General features: G+C 71.2%; 12 protein-coding genes. 2 read left to right on the forward strand and 10 right to left on the reverse strand.

Annotated features, from left to right (window positions below; translation table 11 throughout):
* Nucleotides 1-5 precede the first annotated feature (5 nt).
* The 5 genes from C8E87_RS41520 to C8E87_RS41540 all read right to left on the reverse strand — a co-directional run bounded on the left by C8E87_RS41520 (nucleotide 6) and on the right by C8E87_RS41540 (nucleotide 6514).
* The gene (locus C8E87_RS41520) at nucleotides 6-2858 is read right to left on the reverse strand and encodes a glycosyl hydrolase (protein ID WP_239080183.1); all 2853 of its coding nucleotides are present in this window, start codon (nucleotides 2856-2858) and stop codon (nucleotides 6-8) included.
* Nucleotides 2859-2946: 88 nt separating this feature from the next.
* On the reverse strand, nucleotides 2947-4242 hold the full coding sequence (locus C8E87_RS41525; RefSeq protein ID WP_239080184.1) for a carboxylesterase/lipase family protein: 1296 nt from the start codon (nucleotides 4240-4242) through the stop codon (nucleotides 2947-2949).
* Nucleotides 4243-4283: 41 nt separating this feature from the next.
* Nucleotides 4284-4877, reverse strand: a complete 594-nt coding sequence (locus tag C8E87_RS41530; protein ID WP_239080185.1) for a DUF4352 domain-containing protein — start codon at nucleotides 4875-4877, stop codon at nucleotides 4284-4286.
* An 87-nt stretch (nucleotides 4878-4964) separates the two neighbouring features.
* Nucleotides 4965-6194 (reverse strand): RNA polymerase sigma factor, encoded by a 1230-nt coding sequence (locus C8E87_RS41535; protein ID WP_133878808.1) that lies wholly within the window; start codon nucleotides 6192-6194, stop codon nucleotides 4965-4967.
* Nucleotides 6191-6514: a YciI family protein gene (locus C8E87_RS41540; RefSeq protein WP_133878809.1), complete on the reverse strand. Its 324-nt coding sequence runs from the start codon at nucleotides 6512-6514 to the stop codon at nucleotides 6191-6193. The genes C8E87_RS41535 and C8E87_RS41540 overlap by 4 nt, the downstream gene beginning before the upstream one ends.
* A gap of 197 nt (nucleotides 6515-6711) precedes the next feature.
* Here C8E87_RS41540 and C8E87_RS41545 point away from each other — a divergent pair, with 197 nt between their 5' ends.
* Nucleotides 6712-7050, forward strand: coding sequence for an STAS domain-containing protein (locus tag C8E87_RS41545; RefSeq protein WP_133878810.1), 339 nt, complete (start codon nucleotides 6712-6714; stop codon nucleotides 7048-7050).
* On the opposite strand, the gene C8E87_RS41550 is transcribed toward C8E87_RS41545, so the two are convergent.
* The 4 genes from C8E87_RS41550 to C8E87_RS41565 form a co-directional block, all read right to left on the reverse strand.
* On the reverse strand, nucleotides 7047-10406 hold the full coding sequence (locus tag C8E87_RS41550; protein ID WP_133878811.1) for a 3-keto-alpha-glucoside-1,2-lyase-like domain-containing protein: 3360 nt from the start codon (nucleotides 10404-10406) through the stop codon (nucleotides 7047-7049). The genes C8E87_RS41545 and C8E87_RS41550 overlap by 4 nt on opposite strands.
* A gap of 140 nt (nucleotides 10407-10546) precedes the next feature.
* A complete protein-coding gene (locus C8E87_RS41555) occupies nucleotides 10547-11068 on the reverse strand; it encodes a LytR C-terminal domain-containing protein (RefSeq protein WP_133878812.1) in 522 nt (173 codons plus the stop codon).
* An 80-nt stretch (nucleotides 11069-11148) separates the two neighbouring features.
* Nucleotides 11149-12600, reverse strand: a complete 1452-nt coding sequence (locus tag C8E87_RS41560) for a sigma-70 family RNA polymerase sigma factor (protein WP_133878813.1) — start codon at nucleotides 12598-12600, stop codon at nucleotides 11149-11151.
* 142 nt (nucleotides 12601-12742) lie between these two features.
* Nucleotides 12743-13474 (reverse strand): GAF and ANTAR domain-containing protein, encoded by a 732-nt coding sequence (locus tag C8E87_RS41565; protein ID WP_133878814.1) that lies wholly within the window; start codon nucleotides 13472-13474, stop codon nucleotides 12743-12745.
* 106 nt (nucleotides 13475-13580) lie between these two features.
* Between C8E87_RS41565 and C8E87_RS44125 the strand changes: the two genes are divergently transcribed.
* Entirely contained in the window at nucleotides 13581-13745 is a 165-nt protein-coding gene (locus tag C8E87_RS44125; RefSeq protein ID WP_166661456.1) for a hypothetical protein, read from the forward strand.
* Here C8E87_RS44125 and C8E87_RS41570 read toward each other — a convergent pair.
* Nucleotides 13732-14616, reverse strand: a complete 885-nt coding sequence (locus tag C8E87_RS41570) for a hypothetical protein (protein WP_166661457.1) — start codon at nucleotides 14614-14616, stop codon at nucleotides 13732-13734. The genes C8E87_RS44125 and C8E87_RS41570 overlap by 14 nt on opposite strands.
* Between the last annotated feature and the right edge of the window lie 50 nt (nucleotides 14617-14666).

A 14666-nucleotide genomic window follows, 5' to 3' on the forward strand; every position in this document is an offset into this window, starting at 1 on the left:
GCGATTCACTGGTAGGGCAGGGTGACCGTGGACAGGGCGCCCAGGGAGACCGTGCTCGGGGCGGAGCCGATGGCGCTCCAGATCTCGAGCTTGACGGTGCCGTTGGCCAGGTTGCCCAGCGAGCCCGTCGTGGTGACCTGGCCGACGGCGTCGGTGTAGCGCTCCCAGCCGGTGACCGGGTCGGTGGCGAAGTAGCGGTACGTCTCGACGCGGTCGAAACTGCCGTTGCCGGTCAGGTCGTACGAGATGCGGACCTGGGTGGCGTTGCCGACCGAGGTGCCCGCGTCGACCGAGAGCCCGAACGCGGTGGCGGCGCCCGAGCGGTAGGTCAGGTTGAGGCCGGTCGCGGTGAACGTGGTGGGCGAGTGGGGCTGGTTGTCGTTGACGCCGGACGACTTGGCCACGGTCGCGGTGCCGGCCGTGCCCGCGGCGCCGGCCAGCGCGCCGTCCGTCTGCAGGTATCGCACCGCACCCCCACCAGTGGGCGGCGTCGTGGGCGGAGTGGTCGGCGGCGTGGTGGGCGGGGTGGTGACTCCGCCACCGGTCGCGTTGCCGCCGCTCCAGTTGAGCGCGCCACTGGCCACCGTCGTGCCGGCCGGGACCGCCAGCACCTTGCCGTCCGAGAACGTCACCGTGAGCGCCGCGTCGGTGATGTTGGAAGCGACGTACGTCCTGGCGCCGTTCTTGCTGAACACCCGGGCGAGCGGGTGGCTGGCGGCGACGCCGAGATCGCTGGTGCCCAATGCCGCGAGGTTGCGGATCCAGTGGAAGGTGTGCGCTTTGGTCTCGCCCTCCTCCGGGGTGTAGCCGCTGCCGGCCCGGAACTTGGCGAGCGCCGCGTCGCCGTCGCCGAGCGCGAGGTACTGCCACGCGATGTCCTGCCACAGGGCCGGTTCGTGGCCGGCGTTGCGCACCATCTCGGCGTAGTTGGCGCGTACGTAGGCCGGGTCGTCGCCCAGATAGAAGTGGCCGCCGGTGACCGGGAGCATGTTGATGCCGTGGATCTGCTCGGGCGCCGAGGCGAACCAGGTGGAGTACGCCCCGCCGTCGCCCCAGACCATGCCGACCGTGCCGTGGCCGAACGCGGCGGGGAAGTTCTCGTTGCGGGTGTCGAACCAGTACTCGTTGATGGCGGCCGACTGGGTGGTCCAGAGGAAGATGCCGGCGTCGCGGATCGCGGTGTTGCCGGTCGCCTGTCCCCACTGGATCAGGCCGTTGGCGAAGTTCATGCCCTCCGACGAGGACTCCTGGTTGTTGCCGGCGAAGAACGCGCCGTGCCCGGCGGCCCAGTCGTGCCCGGCGTAGATGTCGAAGTCGCGCAGGTAGGGGAAGCGGGTGTCGTTGCGGTCGTAGTTGTTGGCGTCGCGGATCAGCAGGTCGACCATGCCCCCGTACCGGGAGCTCGTGGCCCAGGCAGGGTCGAACTTGGCCAGCGTGGCCGCGGCGGCGATGTAGTAGCCGTAGTGGAAGTGGTGGTCGTTGAGCTCGGCGTCGGAGCCGTACGAGGCGGGGTAGCCGATCAACGTCCCCCAGTTGCGATCGTAGTAGAAGAGCTTCTGGTTCTTGCCGGACGACGCCGTGAACCAGTCGGTCAGCTGGGTGCGGACGGCGGCCAGCGCGGCGTCGCGGACGTCGGTACGCCCGAGCTGGTCGGCGATCTCGGCGATGCGCGCGCCGATGCCGAGGGCCTTGCCGGTCCAGTACGTGTCGTTGTTGCGTACGGGAACGGGGTTGCCTTTGACCTGGTCGAGGTAGCCGTTGAGGGTGGACAGGTCGGCTCCGCCGCTCGTGGCGACCGCGGGCACCTCGGGCAGCACGCCGTTGAAGACCGCCGAGGTGGTGAACGACGACGCGCCGACCAGGGTCTTCATGGCGCCGCGGGCGCTCACGTAGGTCGGCGCGATGGGCGTGGCGCCGGTCAGGGCCCGCCACTGGTGCGGATAGAGGGCGACGACCGTTCCGGTTTCCGAGCCCTCGCGCGCGGTGGTGGTGTAGGTGTATGTGGTCGAGACCCGGCTGGTGGCCTGGTTGTACGCGTAGGAGACGCGGGTTCCGGTGACGTGGTTGTGGGCGTACCGGCCGTAGCTGTCGGCCAGCGCGACCCGGTCGGAGCCGCCCGGCAGCACGGCGATCGAGAAGTAGCCCTTGCCGGCCAGCGTCGAGGTGATCACGGTGCCGTTGACGGTCCAGGTGGCCCCGGCCGGCGCGTACGCGACGTAGTCCTTGCCCGCGACCGAGTAGCCGATCCGGGAGCCGCTGTTGGACCAGACCGTCGGGGTGCTCCTGGCGGTGATCTGCGCGTTGCCGCCGGTGATCTGGAAGTACGCGAACGGCAGCCCGTGCCCGATGGTCGCCTTCATGGTGCGGACGCCGTCACTCCAGTACGGCGTGACGGTCCAGTCCGTCCACCCGTCGACCAGGGTGCGGGGCGCGTTGAGCCCGGCCACCCCGGCGGTGAAGTCCTCGACGTACGGGAAATGGTATTCGCCGACGCCGGTGGCCGAGCCGCTGATCTGCGGCGTGGTGTTGTACGAGAAGCCGAGCCCGCCCGAGGTGGTGTCGTAACCGGTCGGGTGGGCGTGCAGGTTCTCGCTGTGGGCGCAGTCGAACTTCTTGAAGAGCAGCGACGACCACCAGTCGTTGGTGGGCACCGGGCCGGCCGGGGCGTTGGCCGTCAGGAACTGCCGGGGGTTGGTGGCCAGGTCGCCGCAGCCGACCGGCAGGCTCGCGCCGGCGGGCAGGGTCTCGGTGTAGCTGCCGGCGCCGACGGTGGCCGCGTCGGCCGTTCCGCTCAGGGCGACGGCACCCAGGCCGGCCACGACCGCCGCGGCGACCGCAAGGGCACATTGTTTACGCAAGACGCCTCCAGACCAGATCCGTGAGAGCGCTCTCACGTGTCAGGAACTGTAGGGCCGGCAAATCAATGTCGTCAATGTTTCGAAATAGTTAAGAACCCGGGCCGGGTTCCGCAGTCCTTCGCCAGATTCGGTGGGAGGCCTGCTCGGGGTACGGGACGACGCCGCCGGGAACGTCGAAGACCTGGGTGAGCTGCTTGTCGGCGGTGTACGGCGGCCAGCCGGGATCACCGCGTACGGCGAAACCGGTCCACGCCCTGATCATCCGCGCGGAGAGCTCGGCGGCTTCGTCGCTCTTGTCGCCGATCAGCTGGGCGGGTTCGTTGCCGGACAGGTTGCCGAAGACCAGCGGGACGTCGAGGCCGTGGCACGCGCCCAGGACGCCTTCCCAGGTCAGCTCGTACAGGTGGGCCCGGCCGCCGCCGGTGATCTGCGCGTCGGCCAGGTGGACGCTGGGCATGCGGAACAGCCAGTCCGAGTGGATCAACTCGGTGAGTTCGTCGTCGCTCGCCTGCGGGAAGGCGTCGCGATAGCGCTGTACGCCTCCGGGCGCGAGCAGGTCGAGGTCGGTGGTGGGCAGGCCGCCGTTGAGGACGGTGAACAGCCGATGCTCGTCACGGGTGTGACCGGTGAGCAGCGGGATGTCGCGGGCGGCCCCGGCGGTCAGAGCCTGCCACGGGGTGCACGGCAGCACGTCGCCGTCCACAACCGGCGCGAACTGGATCGACGGGTACGCCGCGGGCCCACCACCGGAGGCGGCGAGTTCCGGGGTGAAGAAGGTGCCGGGCACGCTCTGGGCGATGGCCGCCCGGAACAACCCGGCGGCGCGCGGCATCGCCAGCAGCGCGGCCACCGAGCCACCGCCCGCGGATTCGCCGAAGACGGCCACCCGCCCCGGGTCGCCGCCGAAGGCCGGGATGTTGTCGTGCACCCAGCGCAGGGCGGCCACTTGGTCGAGCAGGCCCCGGTTGTGCGGCGCGCCCGGCACGTGCCCGAACCCTTCCGCGCCGACCCGGTAGTTGAGGGTCACGACCACGACCTCGCCGTCCCGGGCGAGCCGGCCGCCGTCGAACTCGGGCCGGCTCGACGAGCCGAACGTGTAACCGCCCCCGTGAATCCAGACCATGACCGCGAGTTTCGCGGCCGGGCCGGGGTCGGGCGACCAGACGTTGACGGTCAGCCACTCCCCCGGCCGCCCGGTCGAGCCGTCCGGCTGCGGCACGTCCGGGCCGAACGACGCCGCCAGCCGCACCCCGTCCCACGGCGGGGCCGGTTGCGGCGCCTCGAAAGGGCCGGCCAGGGTCGCGTACGGGATCCCGCGGAACACCGCCACATCGGACTCCCACCGGCCGCGCACGGCCCCGGCGGCTGTTCTGACATCAGGCACAGCCGCATGCTCGGCCACCACCGGCCCGCCACGCCACCCAATTACCGCTTTCCCAGGTGGACGTCCGCCCCGCCCGACAGCAGCGAGTCGTGCAGTTCCAGGCGGGTGAGCCGCACGCCTCGCGGCACGTCGAAGACGAGCTTGCCGGCCGCCCGCTCGCCCGGTTCGAGCTTGTCGAGGAACGTCTGCGTGTTCCGGTTGGCATAGATCCCGGCGATCTCTTCATTCCCGTACGAGATCCCGCGCGCGTCGAAGGCCTTCTGCGCGCCGCCCACGAAGTACCGCGAACGGTCCCCGATGTTGCGGACCGACAGGCTCACCACGCAGTAACGGCCCTTGGCGGTGCGCTTGAGCAGTTCCGAGCCCACCGTCGTACGGGAGCAGTCGACCCCCGACACCACAAACTCGAACTTGCCGTCACGCACCCTGTCGCCAACCCCCGGCTCAACGGGCTTGCGGGACGCCGGCGCCGTGGTCGCGGCCGTCTGCTCGGGGCTGCCGGTCGCCTGCATCGCGACCCCCGCCAGGAACAAGACCACGATCGCCACCCCAGCCACCAGCACGGCGACCACCGGCTTGAGCGGTCGTCCACGCACACGCGGCCCGGCGCCCGGCCGGGACAAAGGCTGGTTCACTCCCCTCACTGTGAGTCAGCGAGCACCACCGGGACCATCGTTTCCCTCAATCCGACACTTCCGAAGGGGACAAATCCTGGACGGCTGTCATCGGGTGGCCAGCTGGTCGCGGCGGCGGGTCAGGTAGGCGGTCTCGGCCGTGTTGCCGGCCAACGTGATCGCCTGGTCGTAGGCTGCCCGCGCCTCGGGGCCGCGGCCGAGGCGGCGCAGCAGGTCGGCCCGGGTGGCGTGGAAGGCGTGGTAGCCCGCCAGTTTGCCCGAGAGGCGGTCGACGGCGGCCAGCGCCACGTCGGGGCCGTCCAGTTCGGCGACCGCGACGGCCCGGTTCAGGGCCACGATCGGTGAGGGGTCGAGGCGTACGAGCTGGTCGTAGAGGGCGACGATCTGCGACCAGTCGGTGTCGCGCACGTCGCGGGCCGAGGTGTGCACGGCGTTGATCGCGGCGAGGACCTGGTAGCGGCCGGGCGCCTCGCCGGTGGCCAGGCGCTCGCGGACCAGGCGGTGGCCCTCGGCGATCAGGGCTGTGTCCCAGGCCCCGCGGTCCTGGTCGGTCAGCGTGACCAGTTCGCCGCCGGCCGAGACGCGGGCGGTGTGGCGGGCCTCGGTGAGCAGCATCAGGGCCAGCAGGCCGGCGACCTCGCCGTCGCCGGGCATCAGGGCGCGGATCAGGCGGGTCAGGCGGATCGCCTCGCCGGTCAGCTCCCGGCGTACGGGGTCGGTGCCGGGGCCGGTGGCCAGGTAGCCCTCGTTGAAGACCAGGAACAGCACGGCGAGCACGCCGGACAGGCGTACGGGCAGATCCTCGGCTGCGGGCACCCGGTACGGGATGCGGTTCGCCTTGATCTTCGCCTTGGCCCGGGTGATCCGCTGTTCCATGGCGGTCTCGCGCACCAGGAAGGCGCGCGCTATCTCGGGCACGGTCAGGCCGCCGACCATACGCAGCGTCAGCGCCACCCGTGACTCGGGGGCGAGCGCGGGGTGGCAGCAGGTGAAGAACAGCCGCAGCCGCTCGTCGTCGATCGCGCCGGTCGGCTCGGGCGGGGTGTCGTCGTGCAGCATCAGCGACTCCCGCTGCTTGTCGTCGCGTTTGCCCTCGCGGCGGATCCGGTCGATGGCCTTGCGGGTGGCCGTGGTGGTCAGCCAGGCGCCCGGGTTGGGCGGCACACCGTCGGCGGGCCACTTCTCGACGGCGGTCGCGAACGCGTCGGCCGCCGCTTCCTCGGCGATGTCGAGGTCACCGAACCGTTTGGTCAGCGTGGCGACGATCCAGGCCCACTGCTCGCGGTGGGTCCGGGCGACAGCAGCGGCGGCGTTCACAGGAACGGCCGGACCTCGAGACGCCGGTTGCACGCCTGGGAGCCGGCGGCGGCGAGCTTGAGGGCGACGTCGAGGTCGGGCGCCTCCCACACCCAGAAACCGGCGACGAACTCCTTGGTCTCGACGAACGGCCCGTCGGTGAACAGCGCCGGCCCGTCACGCCCGTCGATGACGGTGGCCGTGTCGGGTCCGGCCAGGCCGCCGGCGAACACCCAGTGCCCGCCGGCCACCAGCGTCTCGTTGAACGCGTCGATGGCGGCCATCTCCTCGGGGGTGCCGGAGTTCGCCTTGTCGTGGATGACGGATACGAAGAACCGCATGTCGATCATCTCCCGGTGCTCGTGGGCCTCTCACCACTACCACGATCGGCTCGACCCCGATCCGACACCACTCGTCCAGGAGTAGGGTGTCCGTATCGAACCACGTCGGGTTCCCGGCCCATGAGCTGTCTTCTCGGCACCCGTCAGCAACCGGTGACAGGTCCACTCGAAGCACGCCAGGGCTGGAGATCACTGTCATGCATGGTTTTCCCGAACGCGTCATCCTCGATGTCGGCGTCCGCGAGTGCGGCGAGGACGCCGTCCTCATCTCGGTGGCCGGTGAGGTCGACGGCGACAACTGCGCCGAGCTGCGCAGCCGGTTGACCGGCCACGACGCCCGTCACGTCACCCTCGATCTGGACGCGCTCACCTTCATCGGCTCGGCCGGCGTCCGTGAGTTGCTGTACTGCCGGGAGGTGGTGGAGCAACTCGGCGGGACCTTGATGATCAGCCGGGCGCATGAGAACGTACGCCAGATCCTGACCCTGTGCGGTCTCACCGAGTTGCTCGCCTCCCCGCAGTACGACCGGAACTAGACCGGCTCGATCCAGATGTTGCGGTAGCGCACGTTCGCGCCGGGATCGCCGTGGTCCTGCAGGCGGATCGGGCCGTACGCCGCCGTCTCCGCCGCGCCGGCCCCCGTCGGCCCGTCGACGGTGACGTTGTCGTGCACGGTCCTGCCGTTCCAGACCACGGTCACCCGCGCGTCCTCGACCTTTGCGGAGCCGTTCCAGCGCGCGGCCCGGAACGTGATGTCGTACGTCTGCCAGGTCTCGGGCGCCGTGGCCGCGTTGGCCGCCGGCGCGCGCTTCTGATAGATCGCCGCGCTGTCGTCATTGCCCAAAACCGCTTTCCCGTACGAGTCGAGCACCTGCACCTCGTAGCGGTCCTGAAGGTAGATCCCGCTGTTGGCGCGCTGCTGCCCGGTCACGTCGGCCGGCAGATTCGGCAGCCAGAACTCCACGTGCAGCTTGAAGTCCCCGTACGCCTGTTTGGTCCGCAGGTCGCCGCCGAGCACCTCGGCCGAGCCGTTGGCCACCGGCCAGCTCGCCGCGCCGCCACTGGAGTTCACGAACGAGTTCAGCGAGCCGCCGTCGAAGAGCGTGACCCGGCTCGGGTTGTTGTGGGTCCAGCGCTGCTGAGCCACGTCGGCCCACTCCCAGATCTGGATCTGGGTGCCGTCGGCGCTCGACCCGCCCGCCGCGTCGAGCACCTTGCCGGACGCCGGGTTGAGCAGCGACCCGTTGGACTGGGGCTGCCACACCTGCGCCGCGCTGCCGTTGCAGGTGTAGAGCTGCACCTTGGTGCCGTTGGCGGTGCCCGCGTTGTCGACGTCGAGGCACTTGCCGTGGGCGCGCAACGTGTCCCCGATCCGGGTCCAGCTCTGCGACGACGAGTTGTTGCACGTGTAGAGCTGGATCTTCGTCTTGTCGGCGGTGCCCGCGTTGTCGACGTCGAGGCATTTGCCGCCGATGCCGGTGATGGTGGCGGTCTTGTCGGCCGACGTGCCGGGATCGGCCCCGACGGTCAGGCTGTCGAGGTTGACGTGCCCGACGTCGCCGGTGTCGACGCGGTAGGCGATGGTGTTGCCGCCCGCCCGCAGGGTCACCGTGTCGGCCTTGGTCGACCAGGTGTCCCAGTTGCCGGTGCTGGGCAGACTGACCTGCCGCAGCTTGCTGCCGTTGACGTACAGGCTGACGGTCTTGGCCCCGGCCGACGGGTTGGGGCCGTTGCTGAAGCGCAGCGCCACCGGGTAGGAACCGGCCGACGGCACGTCGACGGTGAAGGTGGCGGCCGCGCCGGCCGTGCCGTACCCGGCGACGAAGCCCGAGCCGGTGTATCCGCTGTGGTCGGTCGCGATGTGCGCGCTGCCGCTGAGCCCGCTGTGCTCGGCCTCGACCTTGTCCGTACGCACGGTGGTGCCGTCGGTGAGGCTGTTCAGCGTGTACCAGGCCTCGGTGCTCCACAGCGACGCGCCCGTGGTGCTGGTGAACGGCCGCGGCGAGCGTACGTGCACCACCCGGCCCGGTTTGAGCCCGGCCAGCTGGAGCGTCACCTTGAGCCGGTCGGACGACAGGGTGGCCGAGCCGACCGTCAGCTGCTCCTCGTCGACCTTGGGACCGCCGTACGCGGCCGTCGGCACGTACCGCCACTGCTTGGCCTGGTAGCGGGCGGCGAGCGAAGCGGCCGTGGCAGCCGAGACGGGCTGGGTGTATTCGAGCTCGAACCCGCCGGCGACCGCGCGCATGGCCTTGATGTCGAACACGCTCGCGCCGTTGGGCGTCAGCTTCTGCAGCCCGTACTTGAGCTTGCCCTCCTGACCCCAGTTGCCGTCCGCGCCGAGACCGCCGGCGTAGAGCGCGCCGTCGGGGCCCTGGCTCAGCCGCAGCACACCCATCTCGAGGCCCTGGGTCAGCCGGAACACCGCGCCCTGGTACTGGCCGTTGACCTTTTCCAGGAAGCCGCGCTGGATGCCGCCGTACGTGACGTCGCCGAAGAGCATCTGCCCCGCGTACGGTCCGGAGGTGAGCAGCAGCGGGGTGCTGGGCGAGTTGGCGATCTCGTTCTGCGGCAGCCACAGCACGGGCTGGGTCACCGGCTGCGAGTCGAACGGCCCGTCCGGGTTGGTGTAGTGGCCGAAGAACCGGTCCTGTTTGATCTGCACCAGCTTCGAGGCGGGCAGCCAGCCGCCCTGGTTGTCGGTGACGAAGATGTCACCCTCGGGTCCCCAGCCGATGCCGTCGGGGGTGCGCAGCCCGCCCGCGATGTACTGCACCGCACCGGTCGACCGGTTGATCTTCAGGGTGGTGCCGCGGTTGGGTGAGCCCTGCGGTTCGGTGGTGGCGCCGCCCAGGTTGATGGAGACGGACAGGTTCAGATAGAAGAAGCCGTCCTGATAGAGCAGGCCGAAACCGAACTCGTGGAAGTTGCCGTCGAAGGGCCAGGTGGCGACCCGCCGGTACTGGTCGATCGTGCCGTCGCCGTTGGTGTCGTCGAGCTCGGTCAGCTCGTGTTTCTGCGAGACGTAGATCTTCCCGTCGACCACCTTGAGGCCCATCGGCTCGCGCAGCCCGGTGGCGATTCTCCGGTACGTGACCTGGCTCGGCGAGGTGCTGCCGGTGACCCCGCTGAGCAGGTAGACCTCGCCCGCCACGGTGTCGCTGCCGCCCCACGTGGCGATCGCGAGCCGGCCGTCGGGCATCCAGTCCATCGCGCTGACCTGGGGCTGGAACCCGGTAGGGCGCAAGTTGGTCAGCGTGTAGCCGGGGTGCACGCTCGTCAGCGGCAGGCCGTCGCCGGGGCTGTCACCGGCTTGCTCGCACTCCTTGCGGCCCGGGGCGGTCACCCGCACCACGCCGGCGTCGGTGCTGAGCACGCTGTTCGGGACGACCGTGTACGCGGAGGCGCCCGGTGGCCGCCACTCGAGTTTGAGCTGCTGGCCGTTGTCGCGTTCGAAGAAGTCGATGCGCAGCGCGTGGTAGCCGGTGGACAGGGTGGCGCTGCCCTCGACCGCCACGGCGCCGTGCAGGCCGTCGTTGTTGATCACGAGGCTGTCGTCGAGGAGCAGCCGCGAGCCGTCGTCGCTGGTGAGCCGGAACGCGTACGTGCCCGCGGCGGCGATGTTCAGGTTGGCGATGACCTCGGACTGGAACCTGTCCTCGAGACCGAACTCGGCCGCGGTGGTCCAGTTGATCACGGGGAGGAGCTTGTCGACGTTGGGGGTCTGACCGGGCTTGAGGGTGCAGATCGCGCTCTGCGAGGTCTGCAGGTCGTACGTGCGGAGGGTGACGCCGGGCTCCTGCGCCGGGACGGCGGCGCTCGCGGGCCCGGCGGCAACAGGGAGGAGGACGCCGACCAGGGCGGCGGTGGACAGCAGCACCAAACTCTTCATGAGGCGCTCCAGGGACGGATGCAGGAATCGATTCCTGCCGATGCCCTCGGACGCTAAGCGCCTTCCGAAACAAAGTAAACAACTTCTATCGATACATGGAGAACTTTCGAACGTCTCGACTAAAGTCCTGCCCGAGTGGGCTACGCGAGGCAGGCGCCCGGGGGCAACTCGGGCTCGCTGAGCTGGGCCAGCGACTGGTTGACCTCGGTGCGGGTGGCCAGCTGGCGGTACTGCGCGCCGACCACGATGTCGATCACATCGCTGGTGCGGGCTGGGCTGTACTGCGGCTCGGCCTCACCCAGGAAGAAGGCCCGGATCCAGTGGGCGGCGCCGGCCGTCTTCGGCCCGTAGCGCACCACCGCGATCTTGGCGAGCTTGTTCTTGTTCTCGCCGGCCTTCTGCATCACGAAACCGCGGTTCTTGAATTCCTGGGTGACCTGGTCGGCCAGGCCCGGGGTGCTGGTGCCGTTGAGCACCCGCAGCTTCACCTGGGAAGCCTCGTCGGGCAGCGTGAGCGAGACCCGGGGCGCCCCCGGCGGGCACTGCGGACCCGCGACGGCGTCGGCCTGGGTGTCACGGACGACCGCAACCACCACGACGATGATCGCGGCCAGGGCCAGGACACCGACGACGAAGAACGCCCGTACGCGCGTGAAGCTCATAATGCGCAAGACGCCGCCCGGCCCGGTTTCGTTGCACCGCGGCACAGACCTTCACCGAACGTACACAAACTCCGGGCCGGTCAGCCCAGTGGCGGCCGCACCAGGAACGAGCTGTCGGCCCGGAAGGCGCCGCTGCCGTCGAACTGGTCGACGAAGAGCTGGTCGCCGACCCGGCGCAGGAAGAACGTCGGGAAGTTGTACGACTCCAGCGAGACGCCGGCCCCGCTCAGGCCGTCCTGCCCGCAGAAGGTGGCGTCCCGGTGGAACAGGACAGTGCCCTCGTCCGGGTCGAGGCGCAGCCGGAACGACTGGTGCCGCAGGTAGCGGCCGCCGGCGCCGCGCAAGGACACGCAGGCGGGGTCGGCCAGGCCGGGGACCACCTCGAAGGTGGCCCGCTGCCGGGCCGCCGCCGTGTCGAGCACGCCCTGGTCACCGCTGACGGCGACGTAGCGGCCGGGAGCGGCCGTGGACTCCAGCGACACCGGGCCGGCGGGGAGCGACCCGGCCGAGGTCGTGGCCTGCGGCCCGGGGCGCGGCGGCGGCCCGACGGCGACGGCGGGAGCCGGTTGCGGGGCGGTCGCCCAGCCCGTGGCGGGCACGGTCACCCCGACCGCGAGGACGGCCGCGCCGACCGCCGTGGTCAGCGGGTGGGCCAAAGCCGCGTGCGCCGCCCGGCCGACCAGGCCCAGCGCCGCCGAGGCGCCCTTCGTGGTCTTGGCCCCCGAGGCCAGGATCTCGGCGAGCGCGGCCGAGCCGAGGGCGGCCGGCACCGGGAGCAGGGCCAGGGTGGCCAGCAGCCGGTCGGTCGGCACCAGGTCGCCGGCTGCCTGGGCGCAGACCGGGCAGGACCGCACGTGCCGGCCGGCCCGCTTGCGCCAGAACGGGCTGGGAACGCCGTCCCAGTCCGCCACGACCTCGTCGAGCTCGGCGCAGCCGGGTCGCGCCTCGAGGGCGGCGACGATGCCCCGGCTCGCCTCGAGCTGTTCGCGCATGCGCTGGATCCGGACGCCCGCGTGCGCCGGCCCGACCCCCAGCGCGGCGGCCACCTCGGCCCGGCTGAGCTCGCCGATCAGCTCCAGCCACCACAACGAGAACACCGTACGGTCGTCGGCGGCCAGCCAGAGCGCCGCGTGCCGCACCTGCAGGCGCTGACCCTTCAGAGCCACCCGCAGCACCGCGGGCCCCTCCACCTCGGAGGCGGCGTCGGGGCGGTTCAGCGCCTCCTCGAGCGGCACGGTGCGAGCGGCGGCGAGATCCCCGCGCGCGCGGTGAGTGCCGATCTGGTGCACGGCGATCGCGGTCAGCCACGGCTTGAAGCTGCCGGGCGACTGGAGGGTGCCGAGCTGCCGCAGGGCCCGCACCATCACGTCCTGCACCACGTCGTCGACCTGCGCCTGGTCGGGCAGCGCCTGGCGCACCAGGTGACGGACCAGCGGCAGGTGCCGGCGCAGCAGGTCCTCCAGGGCGTCGCGATCGCCGGCCCGGGCCGCCTCGACCAGGGCGTCGTCGCGGCCGTGCCGAGACTCAACCATCAGGTGTCCTCATTCCCGTACGCCGGACGGTGAACGCTCACACCGCTGCGAACCGGATGTTAGGAGGGCCCGACCACGTATTCAAGCGCACCCATGCCTGCCCCCACCACGACTTCCTGAGATGAGCTCGCGTAACAGTTTCTCAGTGGGTAGTTCGTGCCTGATCCGGAAGTTCTCCCGTCCGCACGATGCGCTCGGCCACCGAGGCCAGCCGCTCGTTGGCGTTCTGCGAGATCCGGGTCAGCACCTCGAACGCGGCGTCCGGGGTGATCCGCAGCCGTTCCATGAGCACGCCCTTGGCCTGCCCGATCAGGTCGCGCGTCTCCAGGGCGAGCGTCAGCTGGGCGACCCGCCGGCCGTCGGCCATCGCGAGCGCCGCGAGGGTGCCGTAGACGGCCGCGAGCCGCCGCTCGGACTCGCCGAAGGCCGCGTTCTTCTCCCCGTACAGGCTGAGGGTCCCCAGCCGCAGGCTGTCGACCCACAGGGGGACGCACAACATGCTCCGGACGCCCTGCCGCACTGCCTCGGCGGCGAACTCGGGCCAGCGCTCGTCGGCCCCGGTGTCGTCGATGACCACCACACGCTGCTCACGGGCCGCGTCGACGCACGGACCGAGGCCCAGCTCGCGTTGCAGCCGGTCGAGGACGCTCGGCGGTTCCCCGAAGGTGGCCCGCGGCGCCAGCCGGCCCCTGTTCAGCTCGCTCAGGCCGGCCCAGGTGGCGGACGGGATCATCGCGACAGCCTCCGCGACGATCGCGGTCAGCCCCGGCGCCTCGTCGGAGCGGAGTGCCCGTGCGGCGCGCGACAGCTGCTCCAGCGCCTCGTCGGCGATCGTGTCGGCGATCGTGTCGTCCAGCTTGTCGTTGTCTGTCACGGCCTCCCCCAAGGCAGCGCTCGCGAGTTGCGTCGTTTGGTGAGTCGATTCCTGGTAGATGTATTACCCAGAAAACGTGGTGTCGTCACGGCGCTCGGGAAGGCGCATGGCAGAACTGAACCGAGAGGCGATCATGTCGCGGGCGAGGGAACTGCAGACCCACGCGGCCGACCTGTGCGCGCGGGCCCAGAGCGCCCGGCAGGCCGCGGTGGAACAGCGCGAACGCGCCCGCCAGGCCCGCGCCCGGCGGCAAACGATCACCGCGAGGTGATCGCCAGGGATCCGAAGCCGGCGGCGGCCGTCACCTCGAGACCGGAGCCGTCGCCCGCGGTGAGCGTCGTGTTCCGGGCGAGACCACTCTGCCGCCGGCCGTAGAGGGTCACCTCGCCGGCGCCGGACTGCGCCCGCACCCGCACCGGCACCTCGCCCTCGGTGCGGATGCTCCACTCGCGCACCCCGCCCGACATCCGGACCGGCAGCGCCCGGCCCGACCGGGGCAACGCCAGGAACACCGAGTCGGCCCCGCCGGAAAGGTCGACCTCGCGGATCGAGCCACCGGTCAGCTCGAACGTGGCCGCGCGCACCCCGCCGGTCATCCGGATCGTCCACTGGGTGCGGTCGTCGAGCAGCACGTCGAGCCGTCGCGCATCGGGCGTGGTGTCGAGGCGTACCCGGGTGCCCTCGATCGTGGCAGCCCGGACCTGAACATCGCCGGGCGGCGCGCTGACCCGGATCGGGCCGGCGCCCGGGCGTCCCAGGGTGAGATGCAGCTCGGGAACGCTGCCGGCCAACTCGAACGTGCCGACTGCGAAGGCCGGCTCGTCGGGTGGCACGAACACCGGCCCGCCCTCGGCCCGCGGTGGCACGGGCGGCTTCTCACCGCCCCCGGCCACCCCGGCGACGACGAGCAGGCCGGCCCCGGCGACGACCGCCGCCGCGACCAGGACCGCCACCGCCCGCGACCGGCGTTCCCGGCCCCCGTACGTCGCCGGCCGGGGCTGTGGCCACGTGACGAGCGGGAACTCCTCGGTCGGCGGCTCATCGTCCCCGGCGCCGGTGGACGGGTCGTCGCGATAGGCGAACCCGGCCGCGCCGGACAGGAACGCGTAGGTGTCGTCTTCGTCGCGTTCGGGGTCGTCCAACGCTGTCTCCTCGCTGCGCCCGTGACTGTCGCCGGGAAGTACGGACCGGC

The organism is Paractinoplanes brasiliensis (assembly GCF_004362215.1).
In the GTDB taxonomy this organism is placed as follows: domain Bacteria; phylum Actinomycetota; class Actinomycetes; order Mycobacteriales; family Micromonosporaceae; genus Actinoplanes; species Actinoplanes brasiliensis.